At 62.0% G+C, this 26,119-nt stretch carries 18 protein-coding genes; 11 read left to right on the top strand and 7 right to left on the bottom strand.

Features of this window, described 5'->3' with window-relative positions; all coding sequences use genetic code 11:
- Window position 1 precedes the first annotated feature (1 nt).
- From gspG to GST84_24675, 7 genes are read left to right on the top strand one after another with little or no spacing between them, the layout of a single operon-like run.
- A complete protein-coding gene (gene gspG / locus GST84_24705) occupies window positions 2–448 on the top strand; it encodes a type II secretion system major pseudopilin GspG (protein XGB15371.1) in 447 nt (148 codons plus the stop codon).
- Window positions 445–909: a type II secretion system minor pseudopilin GspH gene (gspH, locus tag GST84_24700; protein ID XGB15370.1), complete on the top strand. Its 465-nt coding sequence runs from the start codon at window positions 445–447 to the stop codon at window positions 907–909. Before gspG ends, gspH begins: the two co-directional genes overlap by 4 nt.
- Window positions 887–1,270 (top strand): type II secretion system minor pseudopilin GspI, encoded by a 384-nt coding sequence (gene gspI / locus GST84_24695; GenBank protein XGB15369.1) that lies wholly within the window; start codon window positions 887–889, stop codon window positions 1,268–1,270. The genes gspH and gspI overlap by 23 nt, the downstream gene beginning before the upstream one ends.
- Window positions 1,257–1,850 (top strand): type II secretion system minor pseudopilin GspJ, encoded by a 594-nt coding sequence (gspJ, locus tag GST84_24690; GenBank protein XGB15368.1) that lies wholly within the window; start codon window positions 1,257–1,259, stop codon window positions 1,848–1,850. Before gspI ends, gspJ begins: the two co-directional genes overlap by 14 nt.
- On the top strand, window positions 1,847–2,704 hold the full coding sequence (locus tag GST84_24685) for a general secretion pathway protein GspK (GenBank protein ID XGB15367.1): 858 nt from the start codon (window positions 1,847–1,849) through the stop codon (window positions 2,702–2,704). Before gspJ ends, GST84_24685 begins: the two co-directional genes overlap by 4 nt.
- Window positions 2,697–3,809 carry a hypothetical protein gene (locus tag GST84_24680; protein XGB15366.1) on the top strand — a complete coding sequence of 371 codons (1,113 nt, stop codon included), beginning with the start codon at window positions 2,697–2,699 and terminating at the stop codon, window positions 3,807–3,809. Before GST84_24685 ends, GST84_24680 begins: the two co-directional genes overlap by 8 nt.
- Window positions 3,806–4,276 carry a hypothetical protein gene (locus tag GST84_24675; GenBank protein XGB15365.1) on the top strand — a complete coding sequence of 157 codons (471 nt, stop codon included), beginning with the start codon at window positions 3,806–3,808 and terminating at the stop codon, window positions 4,274–4,276. Before GST84_24680 ends, GST84_24675 begins: the two co-directional genes overlap by 4 nt.
- A 20-nt stretch (window positions 4,277–4,296) precedes the next feature.
- On the opposite strand, the gene GST84_24670 is transcribed toward GST84_24675, so the two are convergent.
- The gene (locus tag GST84_24670; protein ID XGB15364.1) at window positions 4,297–5,541 is read right to left on the bottom strand and encodes an MFS transporter; all 1,245 of its coding nucleotides are present in this window, start codon (window positions 5,539–5,541) and stop codon (window positions 4,297–4,299) included.
- Window positions 5,542–5,649: 108 nt separating this feature from the next.
- On the opposite strand from GST84_24670, the gene GST84_24665 reads away from it, so the two are divergent.
- Both GST84_24665 and GST84_24660 read left to right on the top strand, forming a co-directional pair.
- Window positions 5,650–6,549 carry a LysR family transcriptional regulator gene (locus GST84_24665; protein XGB15363.1) on the top strand — a complete coding sequence of 300 codons (900 nt, stop codon included), beginning with the start codon at window positions 5,650–5,652 and terminating at the stop codon, window positions 6,547–6,549.
- Between the two features lie 76 nt (window positions 6,550–6,625).
- Window positions 6,626–7,399, top strand: a complete 774-nt coding sequence (locus GST84_24660; protein XGB15362.1) for an AAA family ATPase — start codon at window positions 6,626–6,628, stop codon at window positions 7,397–7,399.
- 351 nt (window positions 7,400–7,750) lie between these two features.
- On the opposite strand, the gene GST84_24655 is transcribed toward GST84_24660, so the two are convergent.
- From GST84_24655 to betI, 6 genes are all read right to left on the bottom strand, one after another.
- Entirely contained in the window at window positions 7,751–9,211 is a 1,461-nt protein-coding gene (locus tag GST84_24655) for a YdiU family protein (protein ID XGB15361.1), read from the bottom strand.
- 162 nt (window positions 9,212–9,373) lie between these two features.
- Window positions 9,374–12,682 carry a mechanosensitive channel MscK gene (gene mscK, locus GST84_24650; GenBank protein XGB15360.1) on the bottom strand — a complete coding sequence of 1,103 codons (3,309 nt, stop codon included), beginning with the start codon at window positions 12,680–12,682 and terminating at the stop codon, window positions 9,374–9,376.
- Between the two features lie 35 nt (window positions 12,683–12,717).
- Window positions 12,718–14,460 carry a potassium/proton antiporter gene (locus GST84_24645; protein ID XGB15359.1) on the bottom strand — a complete coding sequence of 581 codons (1,743 nt, stop codon included), beginning with the start codon at window positions 14,458–14,460 and terminating at the stop codon, window positions 12,718–12,720.
- 415 nt (window positions 14,461–14,875) lie between these two features.
- Window positions 14,876–16,573 carry a choline dehydrogenase gene (gene betA, locus GST84_24640; protein ID XGB15358.1) on the bottom strand — a complete coding sequence of 566 codons (1,698 nt, stop codon included), beginning with the start codon at window positions 16,571–16,573 and terminating at the stop codon, window positions 14,876–14,878.
- A gap of 77 nt (window positions 16,574–16,650) precedes the next feature.
- Complete coding sequence (gene betB, locus GST84_24635) at window positions 16,651–18,123, bottom strand: betaine-aldehyde dehydrogenase (protein XGB15357.1); 1,473 nt, start codon at window positions 18,121–18,123, stop codon at window positions 16,651–16,653.
- A gap of 39 nt (window positions 18,124–18,162) precedes the next feature.
- Window positions 18,163–18,819 carry a transcriptional regulator BetI gene (gene betI / locus GST84_24630; protein XGB15356.1) on the bottom strand — a complete coding sequence of 219 codons (657 nt, stop codon included), beginning with the start codon at window positions 18,817–18,819 and terminating at the stop codon, window positions 18,163–18,165.
- Between the two features lie 475 nt (window positions 18,820–19,294).
- Here betI and GST84_24625 point away from each other — a divergent pair, with 475 nt between their 5' ends.
- Complete coding sequence (locus GST84_24625) at window positions 19,295–21,298, top strand: BCCT family transporter (protein XGB15355.1); 2,004 nt, start codon at window positions 19,295–19,297, stop codon at window positions 21,296–21,298.
- A 117-nt stretch (window positions 21,299–21,415) separates the two neighbouring features.
- Window positions 21,416–26,101, top strand: coding sequence for a hypothetical protein (locus tag GST84_24620; protein ID XGB15354.1), 4,686 nt, complete (start codon window positions 21,416–21,418; stop codon window positions 26,099–26,101).
- The last annotated feature ends 18 nt before the right edge of the window (window positions 26,102–26,119 follow it).

The raw sequence follows: 26,119 nt of genomic DNA, 5'->3' as shown, positions 1-26,119 counted from the left end.
CATGCTCAATGGCTCTGCACGTCACTCGCAACGTGGCTTCACCCTTATCGAAATCATGGTCGTAGTCATCATCCTTGGTGTACTCGGAGCATTGGTGCTGCCCAATGTCATGAGCCGCCCGGACCATGCCAAGGTCACGGCGGCGCGCACCGATATTCAGTCCATTTCCACTGCACTGGAGATCTACCGGCTGGATAACGGGCGTTATCCGACCACGGCTCAAGGCCTCGAAGCGCTGGTTCGGCGCCCAAGCGTGGCGCCTCTGCCGCGTCAGTGGAACGCCCAGGGCTACCTCAAGCGCGCTGCGTCAGACCCTTGGGGGGCGCCTTACCGGTACGCAAGCCCCGGAGTGCGCTCGGGCCAGGGCTATGACCTGTACTCGTTAGGTGCCGATGGCCAAGCGGGTGGTGAAGGCTTGGATACAGACATCGGTAACTGGGACGAATGATCCGGCGCCGCTCCCAGGGTTTTACCCTCCTTGAATTGCTGTTGGTACTGGTACTGGCAGGTATCGTCATGGGCATGAGCGGTTTGATGGTCGGGCACGATCCGCAACGGACCGCACGCCAGGAGGCCGGGCTGTTCCTGCAGGTGGTTCAACAGGCCAGGCAGCGAGCAGTGCTCGAGGGGCAGACCCTGGGTATTCGCATCGACACTGACGGCTACCAGTTGATGTTGCGTACGGGGCAAACCTGGATGCCGACGGGGCAGCGCCGTAGTTTGAGCCTGAGCCTGCGGCTGGAGATCGACGGGTTGCCGGCAGGGCTTTCGAGGCACGGCGAAACAGCACAACTCACGTTTGCCAGCAACGATGAGTACACCCCGTTCCTGTTGTATTTCCTTGAGGCAGGTGTGCGGCTTGCCCATGTATCGAGCGATGGCCTGAATGACCCCCACCTTCACCTCTGAACGCGGATTCACGTTGCTGGAAGTGCTGGTGGCGTTGGCGATCTTTGCCGTATTGGCTGCGGCCGTGACTGCCGCCAGCCAGCACGTGTTGGTGCAAACGCAGGGTGCCCATGACCGGTTGTTCGCAAGTTGGATCGCTGATAACCGTTTGACCGAGCTTGGCCTTAACCCACTGCCCGTTGCAGGGCAGCGCGCCGAGACAGTCGTTTTTGGCCAGCGCACCTGGTTCGTGCGGGAGTCGATGCATCACCTGGTCGATGTGGGATTGATCGAAGTATCCATCACTGTAGGGCTGGCTGCAGATCGCACAGTGCTCCACCAGGCCACGGGCTGGCTGGAGGGTGGCAATGCTCTGCCATGAAAGCAAAACAGCGGGCCGCCAGCGGGGCTTCACCCTGCTGGAGCTGTTGCTGGCCATTGCCGTATTTGCCCTGCTGGCTCAAGGGACGAGCCAGTTGGTGGCAGCAGTGTTACAGACGGATACGGTACGTCAGCCCCAGGCCGCTGAACTGCGAGCCCTTGGCCGGGCGATGAGCGTAATGCAGCGAGATGCCTTGCAGGGTTATTGGCATGCGGGCAAGGCAAAGGGCAGCGGTCATGGCGTGACGCTGGAAAAGCATCGGGTGAGCTGGGTACTGGGAGCGGAGCGTGACAGCCAGCCGTTACCACGCAGCGATCTGAGAGTCGTGGAGTATTGGTTGGCGGAAGGTGTGCTGTGGCGCCAACGCCGCGGGCTGGAAAATGGCCAGGGCCAGCCTCAGCGCCTGTTGGAGGGGGTTGTCGAGTTGCGTTGGCGCATGCATGCAGCCGGTGTGGGCTGGCAACCCGAGTGGCCATCGGCCCACACCCGGCAACCACCGCAGGCACTTGAGGTGATGTTGTCGACCAAACGATTGCAGGCGATACGCCGCGTGCTGCCGCTGGCCGGGGGCACTCTGTGAAAAGCGCGCAGCAGCGTGGCCTGGCGCTGGTTACCGTGCTACTGGCCATGGCGCTGTTGTCGTTCCTGGTGGCCGGGATGTTGCGCAGCCATCAGGGAATGCTGGGCAGTGTGGGCCAGCAGATTGACGCATCGCAGTTGCTGAAACTGGCGCTGGCCGGGGAGCGTCATGCGCTGGGGCATTTGAAGCAGCAGGTTGCCACTGTGCTTCAGGTGACCCATCTCGGCCAGCCCTGGGCGCGCAGCCGTCAGCTGAGTCTTGGTGAAGGCCAGCTCCGCTATCGCCTGGAAGACCTTTCAGGCCGGTTCAACCTCGCTGCCCTGACGGTGAACGGGACACCCAATCCAGTCTTGCTCAAGCGCTGGAAACGCCTTTGCCGGTCATTGAAGATCGAACCTCCAGCGCTCGATCCGCTGCTGGGGCAGCCCATGCTCGACCCTTCCCAGCTGCGTGCGCTACCAGGCATGGATGCTCAAGCCGTGGCGCGGTTGCAGCCTTGGGTGACAGCCCTGCCGCGCACAGCAGGGCTGAACATCAATACGGCTTCGGCACGGTTGCTGGCGGCCCTTGAAGGTGTGGAGCTGTCTGTTGCGCGGCAGTTGGTAGGCGAGCGCCCCGAGCATGGCATTCCCACCGTGCAACGTTTTCTGGCACTCCCCTCGTTGGACGGCCTGGGCGTCGACAGTCATGGTTTATCCGTGACGAGCCGATGGTACCGCCTGGAGGTTCAGGCAGAACTGGCAGGCAGGCGGATGTACCTCTACAGCGACCTGGAAATCGATTTGGACACGCACCAAGTGCGCGTCATGCGACGTTCATATTCTGCACAACCGGAGCAAAGGCCAGATGAGTAGGCATTACCTGTTTTTACTGGCCCAAGGCATGCCTGCCGCGGGGCTGCAGTGGCCGGCGCTGCTGTACACGGCGCAAGGCGAACAATGCCGAACCACCCTCGGGGCGCTACCTACTTGGTTGGCGGGTGCTGCCGTGGTACTGGTGTTGCCGATGGAGATGGCCGGATGCTGCAAGCTGGACCCGGTGCCGGGCAGGCGGCCGACGCGCGAGTCGCTGGCTTACGCTGCCGAGGAGCAGCTTGCTGAGGCACTGGAAACCTTGCATTTGGCATTCGGTCCCCCAGACGCAGGTGGTTACCGGCAAGTTGTGACAGTCGCGCTGGAGGAGTATCGACACCTCATGTCGATGTTGCAGGCACAGGGCATCGACCCGGTTGCGGTGCATGTAGACGCCGACCTGTTGGGCACTGAGGAGGCTTGCGCGCTATGGTTCGAGGGTCGCTGGCTGTTGGGTGGGGCGGACGGTACGCGCCTGGCTGTCAGTGAACGGCAGGCTCATGTGTTGTCGCGCCGCTTGGCTCCCCGGCTCTGGCTGGCCGAGCCGGGTTCGCCTGGCGAGGCTTTGAGCGACAAGCATGTCGCCAGTGCTGTTGGCAGGCTGGTGGACGGGGGCGGCACTGCGGTGGACCTGCGCCAGGGCACGATGCGTCGACAGCGTAGCAGCCCGCCCTGGCAAGCCTTGGGCGGTGGCATGCTGGCAGCGCTGCTGCTGGTATGTCTGGCTGGTTACCTGCGTGCCGACTGGCTGCAGCAGCAAGCTTTACTGCAGCATGCCGAAAACGTGCAGATGTTCGCGCGCTGGGCTCCCGGGCAGGTGCCCGGCGCTGACCTGGCCGCTCAGGTCCAGGCTCTGGAGCAACGGCCTGGACCACCGACGGCTGTCGAGCGGTTGGCGATGCTTGCAGACCCGTTGGCGGGTGTTGGCAACGTTACGATCGAGCACGCCGAGGCCAAGACCTCAGAGGGTTGGACCATCGACGTCGTCGCCCAAGGTTTCGATGATCTGGAACGCCTTCGCCAGCGTGCCCCAGGGGTGAGGATGGGGCACGCACGGCAGGTCGGCGAAGGTGTACGGGCAACCATCTCCTGGCTGGAGGCTGAATGAAACGCTTGAACAAAAAGGCGCTGGCGCAGCAGTGGCAGCAGATACCGGCTGCCAGGCGAACGATTTTGACGCTGGCACTTTGGGCTGTGGGCCTGTTGATTGTCTGGCAGCTGGCCTGGTTACCGAGCCAGATCCGTTTGCGTAATGCTGAGGCTCACCTTGTGCAAGAACAAGCGTTGGCTGCGCTGTTGAAGCGTGTTACCCAACGCCAACCTCAGTCGGCTGGCACTTCCGAGCCGCTCACGCCTGCCAGTTTGAGCGAGCGTGCACGGCTTGCCGGCCTGCATGTTGCGGGCCTGGAGGCCAGGGAGGGGCAGCTGGAGGTCAGCCTGCAAGGCCCGCCAGCTGCTGTGCTGAGTTGGTTGCATGCCCTGGAACGGGACGGTGGACAGGTTCAGCGCCTGCAGTTGCAGGCTGTGGATGAACAGTTGCAGGTGCAGTTGGCTATGGCGCTGGCTGAAGGCTGAAGTCCGTATTGCTTGTGCGTTCAGGTTGCTTTGGCCGGCAGGCGGCTCAGGTGCAACGCCACCAGCAATGCCACCGCCAGCAAGCTGCCAATGAACAGCCCTATCCCGTTCCAGCCCCACTGGTGCCAGAACACCCCGCCCGCCGTACCGGCCACGCTGGAGCCGGCGTAGTAGCAGAACAGGTACAGTGACGACGCCTGCCCCTTTGCCTTCAGTGCCCGGCGGCCGATCCAGCTGCTGGCCACCGAGTGCGCACCAAAGAAGCCGAAGGTGAACACCAGCATGCCCACGATCACCATCACCAGGGGACTGGCCAGTGTCATCAGCAAGCCAACCGCCATTACCACGATGCTGGCCCAGAATACCTTGCGCCGGCCCAGCTTGTCCGCCAAGGCGCCGACCTGTGCCGAACTGTAGATGCCCGACAGGTAAACCACCGACAGCAAGCCGACCAGCGCCTGGTTCATGTGATAGGGCTCGGCCAGCAGGCGGTAGCCGATGTAGTTGAACAGGGTGACGAAGGCGCCCATCAGCAGGAAGGCTTCAAGGAACAGCCAGGGCAGGCCGGCGTCCTTGAAGTGCACGACAAAACCGTCCAGCAGGCTGCGTGGGTTCATCGTCTGTGCGCGGAAATTGCGTGACTCCGGCAGCACCTTCCAGAACACCAGTGCGGCCACCAGGGCCAGGCCGCCAATGGTCAGCATCGCCGTGTGCCAGCTGACGAAGTCGATCAGTACGCCAGTGATGAGCCGCCCGCTCATGCCGCCAATCGCGTTGCCGCCGATGTACAGGCCCATGGCCAGGCCAATGTGTTGCGGGTGGATCTCTTCGCTCAGGTAGGTCATCGCCACTGCCGCCAGGCCGCTCAGCGACAGGCCGACCAAGGCGCGGGTGGCCAGTACCAGCTCCCAGCTGGGCATCACTGCGCTGGCCAAGGTGGACAGGGCGGCGCAGACCAGCGCGAACACCATCACGGGCTTGCGTCCGATGCGGTCAGAAATGGGGCCGGTGATCAGCAGGCCGAACGCCAGCATGGCGGTGGACACCGACAGCACCAGGCTGCTCTGCGCCGCGTTGATGGCAAACTCCCTGGATAGCAGAGGCATCATCGGCTGTACGCAGTACAGCAAGGCGAAGGTGGCGAAACCGCCGCTGAACAAGGCCAGCACGGTTTTCATGAAGGCGGGTGTGCCTTTTTCGATCCACATTTCGGTCAGGATGGCAGGCTTTGGCTCAAGGAGGAGGGGGGCTACTGCAGTTTTCACGGACGGGTACCTCTGGCGCAATGAAAAAAGCATATAGCTGGCTAACGATTAGATCCAATATATTGTTCGACCTATTTGAGATGTTTGGCGACTTGTTTGGAGCGGATCATGGAACTGCGTCATCTGCGTTACTTCATTGCTGTGGCCGAAGAGCTGCACTTTGGCCGCGCCGCCCAGCAGCTGGGTATTTCCCAGCCGCCCTTGAGTCAGCAGATCCAGGCCCTTGAGCAGGAGTTGGGGGCCCGGTTGTTCGACCGGACCAATCGTCGTGTCGAACTGAGCGAGGCCGGTCGATTGTTCCTCGAGGAAGCGCGCCAGGTATTGGCGCAGGTGGAGAAGGCTGCGGATGTAGCCCGGCGTGCGCAGTTGGGCGAGCTGGGTGAGATGAAAATCGGCTTCACCTCCTCGGCCCCGTTCACCTCCAAAATCCCCAAGGCCATTCATGCCTTCCGTCAGCGCTTTCCGGCGGTGCACCTGAACCTCAAGGAATTGAGCAGCCGTGACGTGGCCGAAGGGGTATTCGACGAGTCCATCGAGGTGGGGTTGATGCGGCCGATGCCGCTGCCGGAGGGGTTGGTGGCCACCGAGTTGTTCCGAGAACCGTTGGTGGCAGTGATCAATGCCTCGCATCCACTGGCTGAGGGCACCGAACAAGGCGTCTACATGGCGGCGTTGGCCCATGAGCCCTTCGTGTTCTTCCCGCGCAGTTATGGCAGCGGCTTGCATGCACAATTGCTGAGCCTGGCGCGGCATGCAGGTTTCAGCCCCCATTTTGCACAAGAGGCAGGTGAAGCGATGACCATCATCGGCCTGGTCTCGGCGGGGCTAGGGGTGTCGGTGCTGCCGGCGTCGTTCCAGCGCATGCGCATAGAAGGGGTGGTGTACCGTACCTTGCTCGATGAAGAGGCGATGACGGCGGTGTGGCTGGTGCAGCGCGAGCGCGGTCATTCGGTGATGGCCAAGGCATTCGCCGAGTTGTTGACGGGGCAGGTGGTCGGTCAGGCGTGATGCCGGCCAAATGGCGCTGGTCATTGCCCCACAGCCGCCACATACTCGGGCATTCGTTGATACACGGAGGTCAATCATGCGGCGCGTGGTGTTCAATCAGAAAGGTGGCGTGGGCAAGTCGAGCATTGCCTGCAACTTGGCGGCGGTAAGTGCCAATGAAGGTTACCGGACCTTGTTGATCGACCTGGATGCCCAGGCGAACTCGACCCAATACCTCACCGGCCTGACCGGCGAGGACATCCCCATGGGTATTGCCGATTTCTTCAAGCAAAGCCTCTCCAGTGGGCCGTTCAGCAAGAAGAACAAGGTCGATATCTATGAAACCCCGTTCGACAACCTGCATGTGGTCACCGCCACTGCCGAGCTGGCCGACCTGCAACCAAAGCTGGAGGCAAAACACAAGATCAACAAGCTGCGCAAGTTGCTCGACGAGTTGGACGAGGATTACGAGCGTATCTACATCGATACCCCGCCGGCGCTGAACTTCTATGCGGTTTCTGCGCTGATCGCTGCCGATCGCGTGCTGATCCCCTTCGACTGCGACAGCTTCTCGCGACAGGCCTTGTATGGCCTGTTGGCCGAGATTGAAGACCTCAAGGAAGACCACAACGAAGACCTGATGGTTGAAGGCATCGTGGTCAACCAGTTCCAGTCACGTGCCAGCCTGCCACAGCAGATGCTCGACGAGCTGCTGGCCGAAGGGTTGCCGGTGCTGCCGGTGTACTTGGGCAGTTCGGTGAAAATGCGCGAATCGCACCACGCCAGCCTGCCGCTGATTCACCTGGAACCGCGGCACAAGCTGACTCTGCAGTTTGTCGAGTTGCATTCGCTGCTTGAAGAGAACGGTTGAATAGGCCGGAGCGGTTGGCGGGGGATTTTCATCGCTTATGAGATCGAGCGCCGCCCGCGCGGCGCATCGCGAGCTGTGCTCGCTCCTACGTTTGTTTCGGGCCAGTCATGCCTGTGACAGACGCGCGCGACCGCCTTGTTCGCGCAACACGATATCGCGTCGTGCGCCATAACGTTCGCGCGCAAATCCCTCAGGACTGATTGGCCCGAAACAAACGTAGGAGCGAGCACAGCTCGCGATGCGCCGCGCGGGCGGCGCTCGATCTCACAGGCGCCCCCCCCTCAAGGCCTACGCTTGGCCACCCCAACCCAATCACGCGTACTCCCTAATTCCTTGTAGAAGAGGCGTTACTCAGGAAGAGCAACTGATTTCCAGGTGCTTGCCCCACTCCGGCGGTCGCTCGGCGTAGGCTTGCATCCCGGGCTGTTCCTCGAAAGGCCTGGTCAGTGCTTGGTGCAGCCGTCGAACTTCACTGTAGTCCCCCGCCTCGGCCGCTTCGATGGCGTTCTGCGCCAGGTAGTTGCGCAGCACGTACAGCGGATTCACCGCATGCATCCGCTCACGGCGGCCTTCGGCATTACCGGGTTCACGCCCACAACGGGCCAGGTAGTCTGCGCCCCAGGCATCGAAACCGGCCAGGTCGATAAAGTCATCGCGCACTACCTTCAGTGCCTCGGCCACCGGCTGCTCACCCAATTTGCGGAAGAACAGGCTGTAGTCCACGCCACCGCGTTGCATACACTGCAGCAGGCGCTCGACCAGCGCCATGTCGTCATCTTCGGCCGTGGTCAGCCCCAGGCGCCGGCGCATCAGGTCCAGGTAATGGGCCTGGTACAGCGGCAGGAACAGGCCCAACGCTTCCTTCAGTGGCTCAACTTCGATCACGGTGGTCAGTGCCTGGGCCAGCGCGCTGAGGTTCCAGTGGGCGATGGGCACCTGGTTGGCGTAGCTGTAGCGGCCACGGTCGTCGGAGTGGTTGCAGATGAAGTTGGCATCGAAGTCGTCCAGAAACGCGTACGGGCCGAAGTCGAAGGTGATGCCCAGGATCGACATGTTGTCGGTGTTCATCACGCCGTGGCAGAAGCCATACGCTTGCCAGCGGGCGATCAGTTCGGCATTGCGCTCGACGATGGTGCGGAACATGGCCAGGTAGGGCTGCTCGGCGTCACGGCATTCGGGATAGTGCTGTTCCAGCACGTGGTCGATCAACACGCGCTGCTGCTCGGGCTGCTTGGTGTAGTAGAAGTACTCGAAATGGCCGAAACGCACATGGCTCTGCGCCAGACGCGTCAGCATGGCCGCACTTTCACGGGTTTCACGCCACACCGGGGTGCTGGAACCGATTACGCAAAGTGCCCGGCTGGTAGCGATGCCCAAGGCGTGCAGGGCTTCGGAGGCGAGAAACTCGCGAATCGACGAGCGCAGCACGGCGCGGCCGTCACCCATGCGGGAGTAGGGTGTCTGGCCGGCGCCCTTGAGGTGCAGGTCCCAGTGTTCGCCAGCGTCGTTGAGCACTTCGGCCAGCAGCAGGCCACGGCCGTCGCCCAGTCGTGGGTTGTACGAGCCGAACTGGTGGCCGGAATAAACCATCGCCCGAGGGTCGGCCTCTTCCCACAGTTTGTGGCCGCTGAACAGCTCGGCGAACACCGGCAGTTCGGCCTGGGCGGGGTCGAGGTCAAGCAAAGCCATGGCCGACTCGCTCGCTACCACCAGGCGCGGGTCTGCAATGGGCTCGGGCAGCACCTGGGTGGAGAACGCATCGCCCAGGCGGGCGAAGCGGTTGTCGAAGGTGAGTTGGTCGAGGGCTTTCACGGGACTGCTCCTTGGGTTCGGTGCCAATCGGGCCGCTTGGCGGCCCTTCGCGGGTGAACCCGCTCCCACAGCGGCCAGCGCCCGATGTAGGAGCGGGTTTACCCGCGAACGAGGGCGAAGCCCTCGCAGCCATTTTGCACACAATAAAGTATTCGAGCCTATTCAGGCCGAAGCAGTGCCATCCGATTTTGGCTGTTCCATCGGAATCAATTGCTGTTTGCTGCCCTTGGCGTCCATCAGGAATACCTCTACCTGGCGCACCGAGATCTTGATGTTGTGGGCTTTGAACTCGCGGTTGATGTACCGGTTGATCTCGTCCAGCGTCGGGTTGCGGTCGCCCAGGTCACGGACGTGCATGCGCAGTTCGTGGTCCAGCGAGCTTTCGCCGAAGTTGAGGAAGTACACGATCGGTTCCGGATCCTTGAGCACGCGGGGGTTCTCATGCGCGCCCTTGAGCAGCAGGTCGCGCACCAGGTCGAGGTCTGAGCCATAGTCGATGCCCAGCTTCAGCGTCACCCGGGTGACCGTATCGGTCAGCGACCAGTTGATCAGTTGGCCAGTGATGAAGGTCTTGTTGGGGACGATGATGTCCTTGCGGTCGAAGTCGGTAATGGTGGTGGCACGGATGCGGATCTTGCTTACTGTACCCGACAGGTTGCCGATGGTGATGGTGTCGCCAATCCGTACCGGGCGCTCGAACAGGATCATGATGCCGGAGATGAAGTTGGCGAAGATTTCCTGCATGCCGAAGCCCAGCCCTACTGACAGCGCGGCCACCAGCCATTGCAGCTTGTCCCAGCTCACCCCCAGGGTCGACAGGGTACTGACGATGCCGATACCGACGATGGTGTACGACAGCAACGTAGTAGTGGCGTAGGCACTGCCCTGGGCGAGGTTCAGGCGTGACAGCACCAGTACTTCCAGCAGGCCTGGCAAGTTGCCGGCCAGGGCGAAGGTGATGCCGACGATCACCAGTGCGCCGAGCAGGTCGCCGAGGCTGATCGGTACCATGCTGGCGGCGGCGCCGGTGCCGCTGGTGTATTCGTAGAGGACGAAATTGTTGAGGTAGGCGAACACCGAAATCAGGTCGGCCCATACCCAGTACAGGCCGGCGATGAAGCCGCCGAGCAGGGCCAGGCGGATCAGGCGCAGCGACTGCTGGTTGACCTGTTCGATATCCAGCGTTGGCTCTTCGGTGATGACTTCGCCATCCAGCCCTTCCTTGGCCGCCGCACGCTTGCTCAACGCACGCTGGTAGGCCAGGCGTCGTGCAGCTACCGACAGGCCGCGCACGAAGGCGGCTTCGATCACCAGCCAGAACAGCAGCAGGTACAGGGTATAGATCAGACGGTCGGTGAGCTTCAGTGCTGTGTAGTAGTAGCCGAAGCACACGGCGACAAACAGGGCGACGGGCAGGGCGGTGAATGCTACGCCCACGGCCCTGCGAAACAGCGAGGTGTCACGGTGTGCCGGGCTGCTGAGCAGCAGACGGCTGAGCAGCCAGGCCATCAGCGCGTAGCAGGTCAGCACCACGCCGATGCCCAATACGTCGTCTGCCAGTGCCGAAGGCTGGTGCTCGGCCACCGCAACGACGCCGACCAGTGCCAGCACCACGGTGCCCAGGCGGCGAACCCAGCCGCGCAGGAACTCGACCTGCGGTTTGTGCCAGCGGAAGTGGACTTCCGCCACGCCACCGGGTGCGAGGATACGATAGGCGGTGTAGAACACCAGCCAGGCCTGGGCCAGCTGCCAGAGTGCGGCACCCAGGTTGGCATTCTGCCCGCGGGCGTCGATCTGCAGGGCGTAGCTGCACAGCGCCAGGCCAAGGCTGACCGGCATCGCCAGCAGAATGTTGATGAGAATTGCCTGGGGCGTGTGCCATTGGCTGTCACGGCGGAAGTGGCCGATATCCTGGTGCACTTTGCCTAACCGTTGGTAAAGGTATTTGCGCCGCCACAACAGCGCGCCGATCACCAGTAGCAGCGGCAGGAACAGCAACGGGCGCTGGCTCAGGCCATCGGCCAGCTCTTTCAGGCTGGAGCCCCACGGCAGGTTGGCGACCTGGTCGGCCAGGCGCGCTGGCACGTATTGCAGCCAGTCCCAGTCCAGCGGCTTGTTGCTGGGGATCCAGAACATTTGCTCGTCGAGGGTGGTACGCAGGCTCTGCGCGGTGCCCAGCAGTTGCTTCTGGTTGAGTTGCAGGGTGATCGATTCGTTGAGCAGCGCCGACAGCTCGCGGTTCAGCCGCTCCAACAGGTCGCTGCGGGTGATGGCTACATCCAGCAGGGCTTTGCGCAGCTGCGGGGTCACATCTTCCTGGGGTTGCGCCGCCAGCAGCTTGTCGACATAGGTGACCGGGCTGCTCATCTGCTCGCGTTGCTGGTTGACTTCGAACTGGTACAGGCGGGTGTCCGCGATCTGGTCGGCCAGGTCGCGGTCGACCTTCAGGTGCGGCAAGGTCTGTTTCTGCTTATAGAGGATCTTCGACAGCAGCAGGCTTCCCTTGAGCACGTTGATCTGCTCGTCGAGCGCCTGGTCGGCCTGGGTCAGGCTGTCGAGCTGCTGCTTGGTGCGCAGGTTCTGCTGGGTCAATTCGTTAAGGCGATCGGTGCTCTTGAGCAGGTAGTCGGAAAGCTTGAGGTTGACCGCGCTTTCAGTGGCCAGCAGGCTGCTGCCGCCGGCCTTCTGAGCCTCGATCGACTGCTGAGTGACGGCTTCCTGGGACTGGGCCAGGCGTTTGTCGTTGATCAGCGTCTGCAGGTCCTGGATTTCCTGCTCCAGGCGCGCAGCACGCTCGACCAGCAAGTCGTGACGCGCATTGCCGAGGTCTTGCAGCACGCTGTTGCCGGCCAGTTCCTGGCGGCGCAGCAGGGTCAACGCGTTGAGCGAGGCCAGCTCGGCGTTGAGCTGGTTGCGTTGGTCGGCATTGATGGATTTGCCGCCGTCCTTGCCGGTTTTGAGGATGTTGTTGATCTGCTGGGTGCGAGTCTGGCTGCTACTGATCTCGGCCTGGGCGCGTTCGGGGCGAGTTTGCGAGTTGATGATCAGGCTGTTGGCTTCAGACAGCGCCTTTTGCAGTTCGCCCTGCTGCGTGTTGCGTTCGCTGAGCATCTGTTCAAGCTGTGGCACGGTGAGGTTGGCGTAGCGCTGGGCCACCGGTTGTGCCTTGGTTTCCTTGAGCCTGGCCAACTCCTTCTGGCTGTCACTGGTCTCTTTGGGGGCACTGCTCAACTGCTGCTTCAGTGCAGCAAGCTTCTTCTCGCTATCTTCCTTGGCAGCAAGCAGGCTCAACGTTTGTTCGAGCACCTGCTGCAGCGCCTTCTGGTCCGCCTCGGGCAGCTTGCGCTCGGCGATCTTGTCGAGGCTGTTCTGGATGCTGGCGGTGGTCGGGGCTTCTGCCGCAGTAGCCGCAAAAGAAAGGGACAGGCACAACCCGAGCAGGGCTGTGCGAAGGTACACGCGCAGGGACATAGGCAGGCTACTTGTGGATCCGGCTGAAACGAAGTTTAGAGGAACAATCCTGGTCCGGGTCGCGTTCCTTCGGGGAATCTGACGCCTACTTTCTGGATCTTGTTCCCGTCCATGGTTGCCACGGTCCAGATCGTGCCATGCCATTCGACCTGGTCCCCTACTACTGGAGCGCCTCCGACCTTCTGTCGGATGAACTGCGCCAGCGGCATTTTCGCGTCGAGGCCATCGAGTTTCAGGCCGTACAGCGCCGCCACGGCACCCAGTTCGGCATCGCCTTCGAGCACGAAGTCACCGAAGAAACGCAGGTCCAGGCCACGTTGCGGCGCCTGGCTGAACAGTTTGCCCAAGGCAGGCAGGTTGTGCTCGTGGCCGATCACGCAGAGCATGTCGCCAACCTCCAGCACGGTGCTGCCCGACGGGTGCAGCAGTTGCTCGCCACGGAACAGCGCGGCAATCCGCGTGCCTTCGGGCATTTTCAGTTCGCGCAGGGCAGCACCGATGCACCATTTTTCTGCGCCCAGACGGTAGACGAACATTTCCCACTCGCTGGTGATGTGCACCTCAAGGGCGGAACGGGAGATCGGCGCCGGGTCTGGCGGTACCGTCACTTTCAACAGCTTGGCCATCCACGGCAGGCTGGTGCCTTGCACCAGCAGCGATACCAGCACGATGAAGAAGGCCAGGTTGAAGAACAGTTGGGCGTCTGGCAGGCCCGCCATCAGCGGGAACACCGCCAGAATGATCGGTACCGCACCGCGCAGGCCGACCCACGAAATGAAGCCCTTTTCACGGCCGTGGAAAGCCTTGAACGGCAGCAGGGCAGCAACCACCGACAGTGGCCGTGCCACCAGGATCATCCACAGCGCCAGGCCCAGTGCTGGCAGGGCGATGGGCAGCAGGTCGTGCGGCGTGACCAGCAACCCCAGCACCAGGAACATGCCGATCTGGGCCAGCCAGGCCATGCCGTCGAGCATATGCAGGATGCCATGGCGGCTACGGATCGGCCTGTTGCCCAGCACCAGGCCGCACAGGTATACGGCGAGGAAGCCGCTACCATGCAGGGCGTTGGTCAGCGAAAACACCACGAGGCCGCCGGCCACTACCAGAATGGGGTACAGGCCGCCGGCCAGATTGATGCGATTGACCAGTTGCAGCATCAGCCAGCCGCCGCCCAGGCCCACCAGCGCGCCGATACCGAACTCACGCAGCACGTGGCCCAGCAGGCTCCAATGCAGGCCGGTCTCGCCGCTGGCGATCATGTCGATCAAGGTGACCGTGAGAAACACCGCCATTGGGTCGTTGCTGCCCGACTCGATCTCGAGGGTAGCAGAAACCCGCTCGTTCAGGCCTTTGCCGCCGAGCAGCGAGAACACTGCAGCGGCGTCGGTGGAGCCGACGATGGCGCCGATCAGCAGGCCCTGGATCAGGCTGAGCTGGAACAGCCAGGCGGCGACCAGGCCGGTGAGGGCGGTGGTGATCATTACCCCGACCGTGGCCAGCGACAGCGCCGGCCAAAGCGCTACGCGAAAGCTTGCTACCCGCGTGCGCAGGCCACCATCAAGCAGGATGACGGCCAGTGCCAGGTTGCCCACCAGGTAAGCAGTTGGGTAATTGTTGAAGATGATACCGCCACCATCGACACCGGCGAGCATGCCGACGGCGAGGATGATGACCAGAATAGGGATACCCAGGCGCGACGACAGCGAGCTGACCAGGATACTTGCACCCACCAGTAATGCGCCGATCAGGAACAGGCTATTGATGGTGCTTGCATCCAAAGGCAGGTACTCCGAGACAGCGAGGGGGAGGGACTTGGTAGCGCATTTTTCAGCAAAAGCTAGCAGGTCGCGTGCCAATCGATTCTAACCTGAGGCCGACGCAGGCTGTAAAGCGATACCGCATCGTCGTTGCAGCTTGTGGCTGCAATGGTTCGTCCACTGTCAGGCAGCCGAGTAACATGAATGGCAGGAAAACCATTTACCGCGCCTAGATGGCTCAGTGCCTGCTCGGGAAATTTCCTGATTTGCACTATTTGTTGGCGCACCAGGCGGCGGGCCATGTGCTTCGCTACCAGGCCACCGCGACAGCGGGGCGAGAGCGGCTGGTCAGGCAGATCAGTGGCAGGAATGCTTTCTCACGCTGCCCGCCTGAGCAAACGTGAAAGGGGCCGCTGTGCGGCCCCTGATCAAGGTCTCAGCCCTGCTTCACTTCACGCATCGGCTTGCCTTTCACTGGTGCATCCCCTGCCACGTAGTACTTGGCGGTGCTGCGCGGCAGTGGCTTGCGACCACGGATCTTGTCCGAAATCTTCTCGGCAATCATGATCGTGGTGGCATTGAGGTTACCGGTGATGATCAGCGGCATGATCGAAGCATCGACCACGCGCAGGCCCTGCATGCCATGCACGCGGCCTTCACCATCGACCACGGCCATGTCGTCGGTGCCCATCTTGCACGAGCAGGATGGGTGGAAGGCGGTTTCGGCGTGCTCGCGGATGAACTTGTCCAGCTGCTCGTCGGTTTGCACGTCGGCGCCCGGGCTGATTTCGCGGCCACGGTACGGGTCCAGGGCCGGCTGGGCCATGATTTCACGGGTCAGGCGGATGCCGTCACGGAATTCCTGCCAGTCCTGCTCGGTGGACATGTAGTTGAACAGGATGCTCGGGTGTTGGCGTGGGTCTTTCGACTTGGCCTGGATGCGGCCGCGAGCAGGTGAGCGCATGGAACCCATGTGCGCCTGGAAGCCATGTTCCTTCACGCCATTGGAGCCGTTGTAGTTAATCGCAACCGGCAGGAAGTGGTACTGGATGTTCGGCCACTTGAATTCAGGGCGGGTACGAATGAAACCACCGGCCTCGAACTGGTTGCTGGCGCCGATGCCGGTGCCATTGAACAGCCACTCGGCACCGATGGCCGGCTGGTTCCACCACAGCAGCGATGGGTACAGCGATACTGGCTGGGTGCAGGCGTACTGCAGGTACAGCTCCAGGTGGTCCTGCAGGTTTTCACCAACGCCCGGCAGGTCGTGCACAACCGGGATGTCGAGGCTTTCCAGCAGGGCGCGCGGGCCGACGCCGGAGCGCTGCAGCAGCTGCGGCGAAGCGATGGCGCCAGAGCTGACGATCACTTCCTTGCGGGCGCGGGCTTCAACGCGTTCTTCGCTGTCGCCGACCAGGTAGGTCACGCCTACGGCGCGCTTGCCGTCGAACAGCACGCGGTCGGTCAGGGCGTGGGTGACGATGGTCAGGTTCGGGCGTTTTTTGGCCTGGTCCAGGTAACCACGGGCGGTGCTGGAGCGGCGGCCGTTCTTGGTCACCGAACGGTCCATTGGGCCGAAGCCTTCCTGCTGGTAGCCGTTGAGGTCTTCTGTGCGCGGGTAACCGGCTTGCACGCCAGCTTCAACCATGGCGTGGAACAGCGGGTTGTTGCCAGCCTTTGGCGTGGCGACACTGACCGGGCCGTCACCACCGTGGTAGTCGTTAGGGCCGATGTCACGGGTTTCAGCTTTGCGGAAGTACGGCAGGCAGTCGAGGTAGGTCCAGTCTTCCAGGCCTGGCAGTTCTGCCCAGCCGTCGAAGTCCATGGCGTTGCCGCGGATGTAGCACATGCCGTTGATCAGCGACGAGCCACCCAGGCCCTTGCCACGGCCACATTCCATGCGGCGGCCGTCCATGTGCGGCTCTGGGTCGGTCTCGTAAGCCCAGTTATAGCGGCGGCCTTGCAGCGGGAAGGCCAGGGCCGCTGGCATCTGGGTGCGGAAGTCGAAGCGGTAGTCGGGGCCACCGGCTTCCAGCAGCAAGACGGTGACGCCGGCGTCTTCGGTCAGGCGGGTCGCCAGGGTGTTACCGGCCGAGCCGGCACCGACGATGATGTAATCGAATTCTTGGGACATGAAAGTACCCTCGTGTTGGCGGTGATCGGGGAGCGGGTACGCCCGTGCGCGGTGGCACGGGCGTGGCTAGACAGGGTTCAGAAAACCGAGTTGTAGCCGCCCAGCTCGACCTGGACCGACTTGATGCGAGTGTATTGAGCCAGCGAGCTGACGCCGTTTTCACGGCCGACGCCCGACTGCTTGTAGCCACCTACCGGCATTTCGGCCGGCGATTCACCCCAGGCGTTGATCCAGCAGATACCGGCTTCGAGCTTGTGGATGATGCGGTGGGCGCGGGTGATGTCGTTGGTGCAGACGCCAGCGGCCAGGCCGTAGTCGGTGTCGTTGGCACGGCGGATCACTTCTTCTTCGGTTTCGTAGGTGAGGATGCTCATCACCGGGCCGAAGATCTCTTCCTTGACGATGGTCATGTCGTCGGTGCAGTCGGTGAACACGGTTGGGGCAACGAAGGCACCTTTGGCGAAGTCACCGGCAGTCAGACGCTCGCCGCCGCACAGGACGCGGGCACCCTCTTCCTTGCCTTTGGCGATGTAGCCCAGCACGCTTTCCATGTGCTGGAAGCTGACCAGCGGGCCGAAGTTGGTGTTTTCGTCTTCCGGGTTGCCAACGCGGATGCGGGCAACGCGCTCGGCGATCTTGGCTTCGAAGGCCGCCTTCATTTCAGCCGGGATGAACACACGGGTGCCATTGGTGCACACCTGGCCCGAGCTGTAGAAGTTGGCCATCATGGCGATGTCAGCAGCCTTGTCCAGATCGGCGTCGGCACAGATGATCAGTGGCGACTTGCCGCCCAGCTCCATGGTCACTTCCTTCAGCGAAGAGCTGGAGGCGCTGGCCATGACTTTCTTGCCGGTGGTGGTGCCGCCGGTGAAGGACACTTTTTCGATGCGCGGGTGCTCGGTCAGCCAGGTGCCGACTTCGCGGCCGCTACCGGTCAGAACGTTGAACACGCCGTTTGGCAGGCCGGCTTCGGTGTAGATCTCAGCCAGTTTCAGGGTGGTCAGCGAGGTGACTTCCGACGGTTTGAAGATCATCGCGTTGCCAGCGGCCAGGGCCGGGGCAGATTTCCACAGGGCGATCTGGATCGGGTAGTTCCAGGCACCGATACCCACGGTCACGCCCAGCGGCTCGCGGCGGGTGTAGACGAAGGACGATTCACGCAGCGGGATCTGCTCGCCCTCGATGGCCGGCACCAGGCCTGCGTAGTATTCCAGCACGTCGGCGCCGGTGACGATGTCGACGTAGCGGGTTTCGGAGTACGACTTGCCGGTGTCCAGGGTTTCCAGCATGGCCAGCTCATCGTTGCGCTCGCGCAGGATGTCGACGGCGCGGCGCAGGATGCGCGAACGCTGCATGGCGGTCATCGCGGCCCAGATCTTCTGGCCACGCTCGGCGCTTTCAACGGCCTTCTCGACGTCTGCCTCGGTAGCACGCTGTACGTGGGCGAGGACTTCGCCAGTGGCCGGGTTGATGGCTTCGAAAGTGGCATCGCTGCCAGCGTCGACGTAAGCGCCATCAATGTAGAGTTTTTGCGTTCCGAAACGGGCCATAGTGTCCTCGCAAGTGCAGTGTGTGGTTTGGCTCGCGCGTCATGCTCCTGCCGGGTTGGCAAGGGCCCTGCGCGCATGGTCAGCAGCCTGGTCGTTTGTGGCCAGGGTGTGCTGCTTGGCCAGTTGTAGTTCCATGTATTCGTAAGCAATCCGTACCGCCTGGTCGGTGTCGAATGCATCACCCGACAGGGCGCCACGCAGCCACAAACCGTCGATCAGGGCTGCCAGGCCGCGGGCTGCCTTGCGCGCATGGTAGAGCGGCAGGGCGCGGCGGAACTGGCAGCACAGGTTGGAATACAAGCGGTGGTCGTTGATCCGCTGCAACCTGTGCAAATCGGGCTGGTGCATGCTGGAAGCCCAGAAGGCCAACCAGGTTTTCATTGCCGGGCCGTTTACCTGGCTGGCATCGAAGTTGCCCTCGATGATCACTTTCAGGTGAGCGCGCGGGCTGTCGTCTTTCAGGGCCTGGCGACGTGCTCTGACGCCTTCGTTGAGCATGCTCATGATGTAACCCATCGTCGCTGCGATCAGGCCGTTCTTGTCCCGAAAGTAGTGACTGATGATGCCGTTCGACACACCGGCCAAACGGGCAATCAGCGCAATGCTGGCGTCCCCCAGTCCGACCTGATCGACTGCCTGCAATGTGGCTTCGATCAACTGCTGGCGCCGGATGGGTTGCATACCGACCTTGGGCATCTTGCTATCTCCTCAGGCCTGCGAGCAGACGACAGGCGGCTGACTCGGCGAAGGCCAGTCTATTTTGTTTTGATTGAACGTTCAATCAATAAAGAATAAGCTCTGCGACAATTTGTGCCATTGACAGTTTTTCAGGCGGTCGAGAAGGCACGGATTGACACCCCAGGAAATCGTGTAACCCCCGGAAAACAAGGCGTTGACGGGCGTGAGCGATGCGAAATGCAGATTCTGCCGTACGGCCATTGGTCCTGCGACAGGCCCTTGGAGCGGGCGGGGTGACCTGTGACGAATGCGCGCACCTGCGTTGAGGCGTGGCATTTTCAGCGGGCCACCTGTCTGTTTTTGGCAACGTATCGATTCGGGATCACGGTTTCCAGGGTTCATTTATAACACCTGATGCAGTGGGGATATTCCACCAATTGCTCGGGAAAGACTGATTAGCCTCCACAGCCGCACTGCCCGGAGCATTCGTGCAATGAGTTCTGCCTCACTTATCAAGCCCCCCGCCGAGAGGGTACGGGTCAACCGCGTGGTGTTCTTCACCTCTGCGCTGATGATCCTTGTTCTGACTGCCTTGCTGATCGCTGCACCCGAAACCGCCGGCCAGGTGCTGGGCGTGGCCCAGAAGTGGCTGACGCGCACCTTCGGCTGGTACTACATGCTGGTCATTTGCGGATACCTGCTGTTCGTCGTCTACCTGGCTTTCTCCGACTACGGCAGCCTCAAGCTGGGTGGCAAGGACGACCAGCCGGACTTCAGCTATGGCGCCTGGGCCGGCATGCTGTTCTCGTCCGGTATCGGTATTTCGCTGCTGTACTTCGGCGCCTCCGAGCCGTTGGACCACTATTTCAACCCACCGGAAGGCACACCGGCCAGCCTTGAGGCCGCGCGCCAGGGCTTGCAGCTGACCTTCCTGCACTGGGGCCTGCACGGCTGGGCGATCTATGCCCTGGTCGGCCTGGCCGTGGGTTACTTCGCTTACCGCCACAACCAGCCGCTGGCACTGCGCTCGGCGCTGTACCCGCTGGTGGGCGAGCGTTGGGTCAAGGGTGCTGCCGGCAATGCCGTCGACATCTTCGGCATGTTCGTCACCCTGCTTGGCCTGGTGACCAACCTGGGTATCGGCTCGATGCAGGTATCCTCGGGCCTGGAATACCTGTTCGGCATGGACCACAGCAAGACCAACCTGCTGGTGGTGATTCTGGTCATGGCCGGTGTGGCCACCGTGGCTGCGGTCTCGGGTGTGGAGAACGGCATTCGTCGCCTGTCCAACCTGAACATCGTGCTGTTCAGCGGGCTGCTGATTTTCGTATTGCTGGGCGGCGAAACCCTGCACCTGCTCAATGGTCTCGTGCAGAACGTCGGCGACTACCTCAACGGCATCGTGCTGAAAACCTTCGACCTGTATGTGTATGAAGGCGAAGCCGGCAAGTCCGAGCACTGGTTGGGCCTGTGGACCGTGTTCTACTGGGCCTGGTGGATCTCCTGGGGCCCGTTCGTCGGCATGTTCATTGCGCGTATCTCCAAGGGTCGTACCGTGCGCCAGTTGGTAATGGGCGTGCTGCTGATTCCGCTGGGCTTCACCCTGGCCTGGCTGTCGATCTTCGGCAATACCGCATTGGACCTGGTGATCAACCAGGGCGCTGTGGAGCTAGGCAAGACTGCGCTGGAACAGCCGTCGATGTCGATCTACCAGCTGCTGGAATACTTCCCGGCAGCCAAGATCGTCATTGGTGTGGCAGTGTTCGTCGGTTTCGTGCTGTTCCTCACCCCGGCCGACTCCGGCGCGGTGATGATGGCCAACCTGTCGTGCAAAGGCGGCAAGGTCGACGAAGACGCCCCGCACTGGATGGTGGTGTTCTGGTCCGTGGTTATCACTCTGGTGACCATCGGCCTGCTGTTCGCCGGTAACTTCGAGGCCATGCAGACCATGGTCGTGCTGGCGGGCCTGCCGTTCTCGGTGGTGCTGGTGCTGTTCATGTTCGGCCTGTACAAGGCCATGAAGCAGGACGTGGTGATCGAGCAGGAGCGCGCTGAACTGGCCGCCCGTGGCCGTCGCGGCTTTAGCGAGCGCCTGACCCAGCTGGAACTGCAGCCCACCCAGGCCGTGGTGCAGCGCTTCATGGACAAGCAGGTCAGCCCGGCGTTGAAAGAAGCCGCAGCGCAGCTGCAGACGTTGGGCTTCGAGGTGGAAACCCGTGTCGGCCAGTCGCGCAACCTGATGGGCTTGCGGGTGATGATGGAAGAAGGCAACCCGTTCGTCTACGAAGTGAGCCTTGATGGCTATATGGCCGCGCCGAGCGAGGCGCCGGTCGAGGGTGAGCCTGAACTGCGCCAGCGCTTCTACCGCGCCGAGGTCTACCTGCATGACGGCAGTCAGGAATACGACCTGATGGGCTTTGTCCCAGACCAGATCGTGCGTGATGTGCTCGATCAGTTCGAGAGCCATCGCCAGGTGCTTGGCCGCGTCTATAGCTGAATGCCCGGCAGGCCGCCGCACTGCCAGGTGCCGCGGCCTGCCAGCAGCAATATGTAGCACCTCGTTCGATAACATCTCCAGGACGCTTTGTGGTTCATTCCATAACGAGTCCTGGTCATGCCCGCCACTCACGCGCACAACCTCAAACACGCAGTCGCCACCCAGTTCGCCAGCCGTCCCACGCTCCGCCAGGTTGTAGGCGAACAGGTCATGAAGGTGATCCTGGAGCACTATCCTCTGGTTGGCGTGCATCGCCCTGAAATGGCCTCGGCTGCACCGCTGTACCTGATGTCCCTGCAGCCGGATGGTGTCTGGCACCCTCAGCCGCTGGTGGATGTGGTGCTGCAGGCCCTGCTTGAGGCTAAACCACTGGACCTCACCCCAGCGGGTGACTACCGCCTTAGCCTGAACCCGCCCCGGCGCTTTTTCGCCATCGAGTCGAGCCTTGAAACTGCCGAGGGCGATTTGATCGAGCCCGCGCGCCTGACCGATGGCCTCAACGCGTTGCTGCCGGTGCTGCTTTGGCACTTCCAGCGAGCGCAGATCGACTATTGGAACGGCGACGCCACGATCGACCGCGACCTGTGGTTGCAGCAGTTGTTGCGCGCCAACCTGCTCGATGGCCTGAAAGACGAAGCGCTGGACGACGAACAACGCAAGCTGCTGCGTGACCTGATGATGGGTAACCGTACCGGGCTCGATGTGCAGCTGGTGCGGGTTGCGTTACGTGAGGGCGAAGACACTTTCCATGAGCTGTTGCCCGGTTTGCTGATTACCGCCTCCAGTGAAGTTCGCGAACTGACACTCTGGTGTTCTCCCGAAGGTCTGGTCCGCAGTTACGACCCCCAGGCCGCGTTCGTCACGGCGTTGCAAATGCAGATGGCTGGACGTTACCGGTTTGATGAGTTGAGCTGGCAAGGCCTGACTGTGGAGGGCGACGCTTTCGCCCTGTACAGCGCCTTGTTGCTGGAAATCTTGCTCGAGCGCGTTGCCCGCCTGCGCTGGAGCGCGATCGACAGCGTCGACCAACTGGAGCATTACTGCCATGTGGCCTGCGACCCCGCGTCCTTTTTTGCCGAGTTCAGTGACTATGGCGCCGGTGGGCTGGGCCTGGCGCTCCCCAAGGGCCTGTCGCGAGCCGATACGGATAGCCAGACCGCCTATCTGCAAGCCATGCTCGACTTGTCGCTACTGCAACAGCACAGCCCAGCCCAGGGCATTCAGGACGGTCTGCCGGACTTGCACACCTATGCGGCGACGCGCCTGCGCGAGGAGATGCTGCATGACCACCCGGTAGACGCCAATTACTTCCCTGACGACCTTATCCTCACTGTCGAGACCTTTGTCAGTGACGGTCACGGGCTGGGCTTCGGCCAGAAGACCGGTGAAAAGAAGCTGACCTTGACGCAACTGGCGATCGGCCGCCTGGATGCCACCGCAGGAGGGGTGGTGACACATATCGCGCACCGGGAAAACCAGCTGATCATGAAGTGGATGACTATTGATTACGTCCGTGAGCTGGTGCAGCGAGTCGACATCGGCGGCAGTTATCCACGTCATGTACAGTCGATGCTCGATCGCTCGGCGAGCCGGGCCGAACACATCTCGGCATTTGCCATACGCTGGCGTATCACCCTGATGTTCGATGCTGCGCGGGCGCGGGCAGTCAAGCGGCTCGACAAGTTCGCCTACGGCGCCCTGGCAGAATTCTGCCGTAGTGGCCAGGAAGGTGCAGCGGCTGTGCGGATTGCACCGCTTGCGTTCAAACGCTCGCCGACATCAGAGAGGGTCGACGTGGCGCATGGTTTCTACGTGATCGAACTCATCGAGCTGGGGGCTCATCTGTTGTATTGCCCGCTGTACACCGACAAGGCGCTGATTCAGTTCGACAGCGCTCAGGCGCTGTTGGATGCGATCAGCCGCCCGGGGGCGTTGCAGGACAGCGTGCTGCTGTGGATCGAGCAAGCTCAGCGCGCGGTCTACGACAATGGCGGCTTCCGGGAGCCGCACCTGCCCCAATGGCTGCTCGACCCTTACACCCTCCCGGCGAAACCGCAGCCTGTTCAGTTGGCGCTGCAGTTCTGGGCGCAGGACGTGGATCGGCAGATGTTCGAAGCCAAGGGCCGGATGTTGCTGGAGCTGGCGGATCGCAGCGCCATGAGCAACAGCGAGGTGCGCTGGCGGCTGGTCACGGCATTTTCCTGGGAGCTGCTGAATGTTGTGTTTCCGGTGTTACCGGGGCCGCTCACCTCGGTTGCCTGGCTTTACATCGGCATGCGCAGCCTGATCAACGATGTGCAGGGGCTGGCCAGCCCGCATCTCGACGAGCGAATCCAGGCGATGGTCGATGTGCTGAACAACACCTTGCTGGCGCTGATACACCTGCAGACGCCGAAACTGGCAGCGCCGGCCGTTTCTGGTGACCTGCCGCCATCGCTGCTCCAGGGGCCACCTCCAGGCAACGGGATCGAGTTGGCGAGCCTTTCCACAGCAACGCGGGAGCCCAGTACCACGGTCGACAGGCTGCAGGCGATGGCCAACACCCACCTCGACTTTTCCTGGCGTGGGGCTGGGGGGCTCAACGGCCTGTCGAGTGCCCAGCGCGGTCAAATGCGGGCGTTGGCGACCAGCGTTTCGCTGGCGGGGCGTGAACCGCAGACGCAGGGCGTGGCTGCTGGCCTGGTGCGGATTGGGGATGATTTCTATGTGTCTCTGGACGGTGATGTCTACCGAGTCAGCCTTGATAACGCAGCGTTTCGCATCATCGGTCCGGACGGCACGGTTGGGCCATACCTGATGCGCGACGGCAATGTCTGGCACCTCAATAATTCGCGATTGCACGGTGGCAATGATCGCTCCGGCGAGTTGGCCCGCGAGCGACTGCGCAAGAAGCTTAGCGGACCGATCGCCAAGGCTCAGTCCGAGATAGAGCGGCTTCTCTTGGCCGCGGAGGCTGCCACGAAGGATTTCAACGCGTTGAGCGAGCAGGTTGTCGGTTTGCGTGATCCGGTAAAGAAAGTCGAGGATCGGTTGCAAAAGGCGCCACCAACCGACCCGGGCGAACGTGCGCAATTCGAGCAGGCTACCGAGTTGTTCAAGCGCAAACTCCAGCAGTTGCACGAGCAGACGAATGCGCTGCGCACCCGGCGCCTGGCGTTGAACGACAGTCTATTCCAGGGGTATCTCGAGGCTGAACGCAACATTATCTACGTGCTCGACAAGGCGAGCACTTCGACGCAGGGCGGCAGCGTGAGAGATCAACGGATACTCTTGGGCCAGGTCCGCAAGAACCTGATCAGCTTTGGCATGTTCTTCATTGATGAGCTCCTGGCCTTGGGTGGGTTCAGGGAATACGACCAACTCACCAATGCGCTCAATGAGGCACCGCCAGAGAAACAGGCCGAGTTGTATGCCAGGTTCCGGACGATGTTGGAGAAGTTGCTTGAAGAGCAGCCCAGGATCATCAATGTCTCCAGCCAGCTGGATCGCCTGTTGGCCATCACCGATATCGACATGCAAGTGCCTTACGTCAATACCACGCTGACCGTTTCGAGCATTATCGCGAGCCGCAAGACGACCACGATCAACATCCGGTTTTTCCAGGCCATGGGCCTGGTCGAGCTGGCCCTGCAGTGGCATAAAGGCACGCCTACCCAGCACTACATGATCTTCCGCCATGCGCTCGCCAGTCAGCGTCTGCGGGTGGCCGCACAAACGCATCATCTGCTGATGTTCTGTGATTTGCCTGTCGCCGAACGAATCGAGGTACTGCAAAGTGCGTGGGACGAATACCTCGCGGCGATTCTCAACGCCGAACGGATCAAGACACTCGGTAGCAAGCTCATCGATGTCCAGCGCCTTGAGGCCTACAAGCAACAGATGGTGGAGCTGAAAAGCATAGCCGGTGAGGCGTTGGTCGAGGCCATGCGCGAGCAGGCGGACGGGCAGGTCCGAGGCACACGTCGTGCGGTCTATTCACGAAAGAGCCTGCAGGTGGCCCACACACGGGCTGGTCAGATAGTCATTGGCAGCGAATCGGTAGTCGACGGGCAGGCTGTGCTGCAAGTTGTAGCGGCTTTCAACAAGAGCGCGCTGCATCGCTTCCAGAAGCAGGGAAACACCTGGGTTGAAGAGGTAGCCGCGGGAGAACCGGAACCGCAGTCGCGGAATTCTACGCCGGACTCCGAAAGGAACAACCGGGAACTGGCCGAGGCCATGCTGGCACAGAACGAAAATGTCATCGCTCAAGCCAGAGCCCTGGTTGCCAAGGATGCTGACGACATGGGCCTGATGTCGATGCTGGACGGCCAGATCAACGAAGTGGCCGAGCTGCGGGAACAGCTCAGCGATGCCGACGCAGAGCACGCGCTGCTGGCAGGCATGGACGATGCGTTGATTCAGTTGCGCCAGGCCCGCCGCGACTGTTTGGTAGCGCTTTACAGCAAGACGCGCTACCCAGGTTCCAGAGGGCTGAATTTTCTCCATCAGCAGGGGTTGCTCGCCGTGGAATATGTCGGGCCTCGGCAGGTGGTCTCCGATGGCTATCTGGACGAGTACCGGATCAGCCTGTTGCGGGCTCCCGGCGAGGCCAAGGGTAGACCCTTGTGGGCCGCGCATTTCCACTTTGCCGACTCGCAGGCGGCGCCCACGGCGTTTGGCAAAGGCCATCTGAAGCTGTGGAGCCAGCGCAAGATGGGGTATCGCGAACAAATGATGGCCGCGAGCGAGGGGCAGGTACTGAGCATCTATCGAGGTAACCTGACCTATGCGCAGGCCAAGGATGTGATCCCGTTCAACCTCTGAACAGTTGCACTTTCAGCC

The organism is Pseudomonas putida (assembly GCA_041879295.1).
Taxonomy (GTDB): Bacteria; Pseudomonadota; Gammaproteobacteria; order Pseudomonadales; family Pseudomonadaceae; genus Aquipseudomonas; species Aquipseudomonas putida_Y.
Note: the sequence above shows the minus strand (reverse complement) of the source record. Positions and strands in the feature narration are given on the sequence as shown.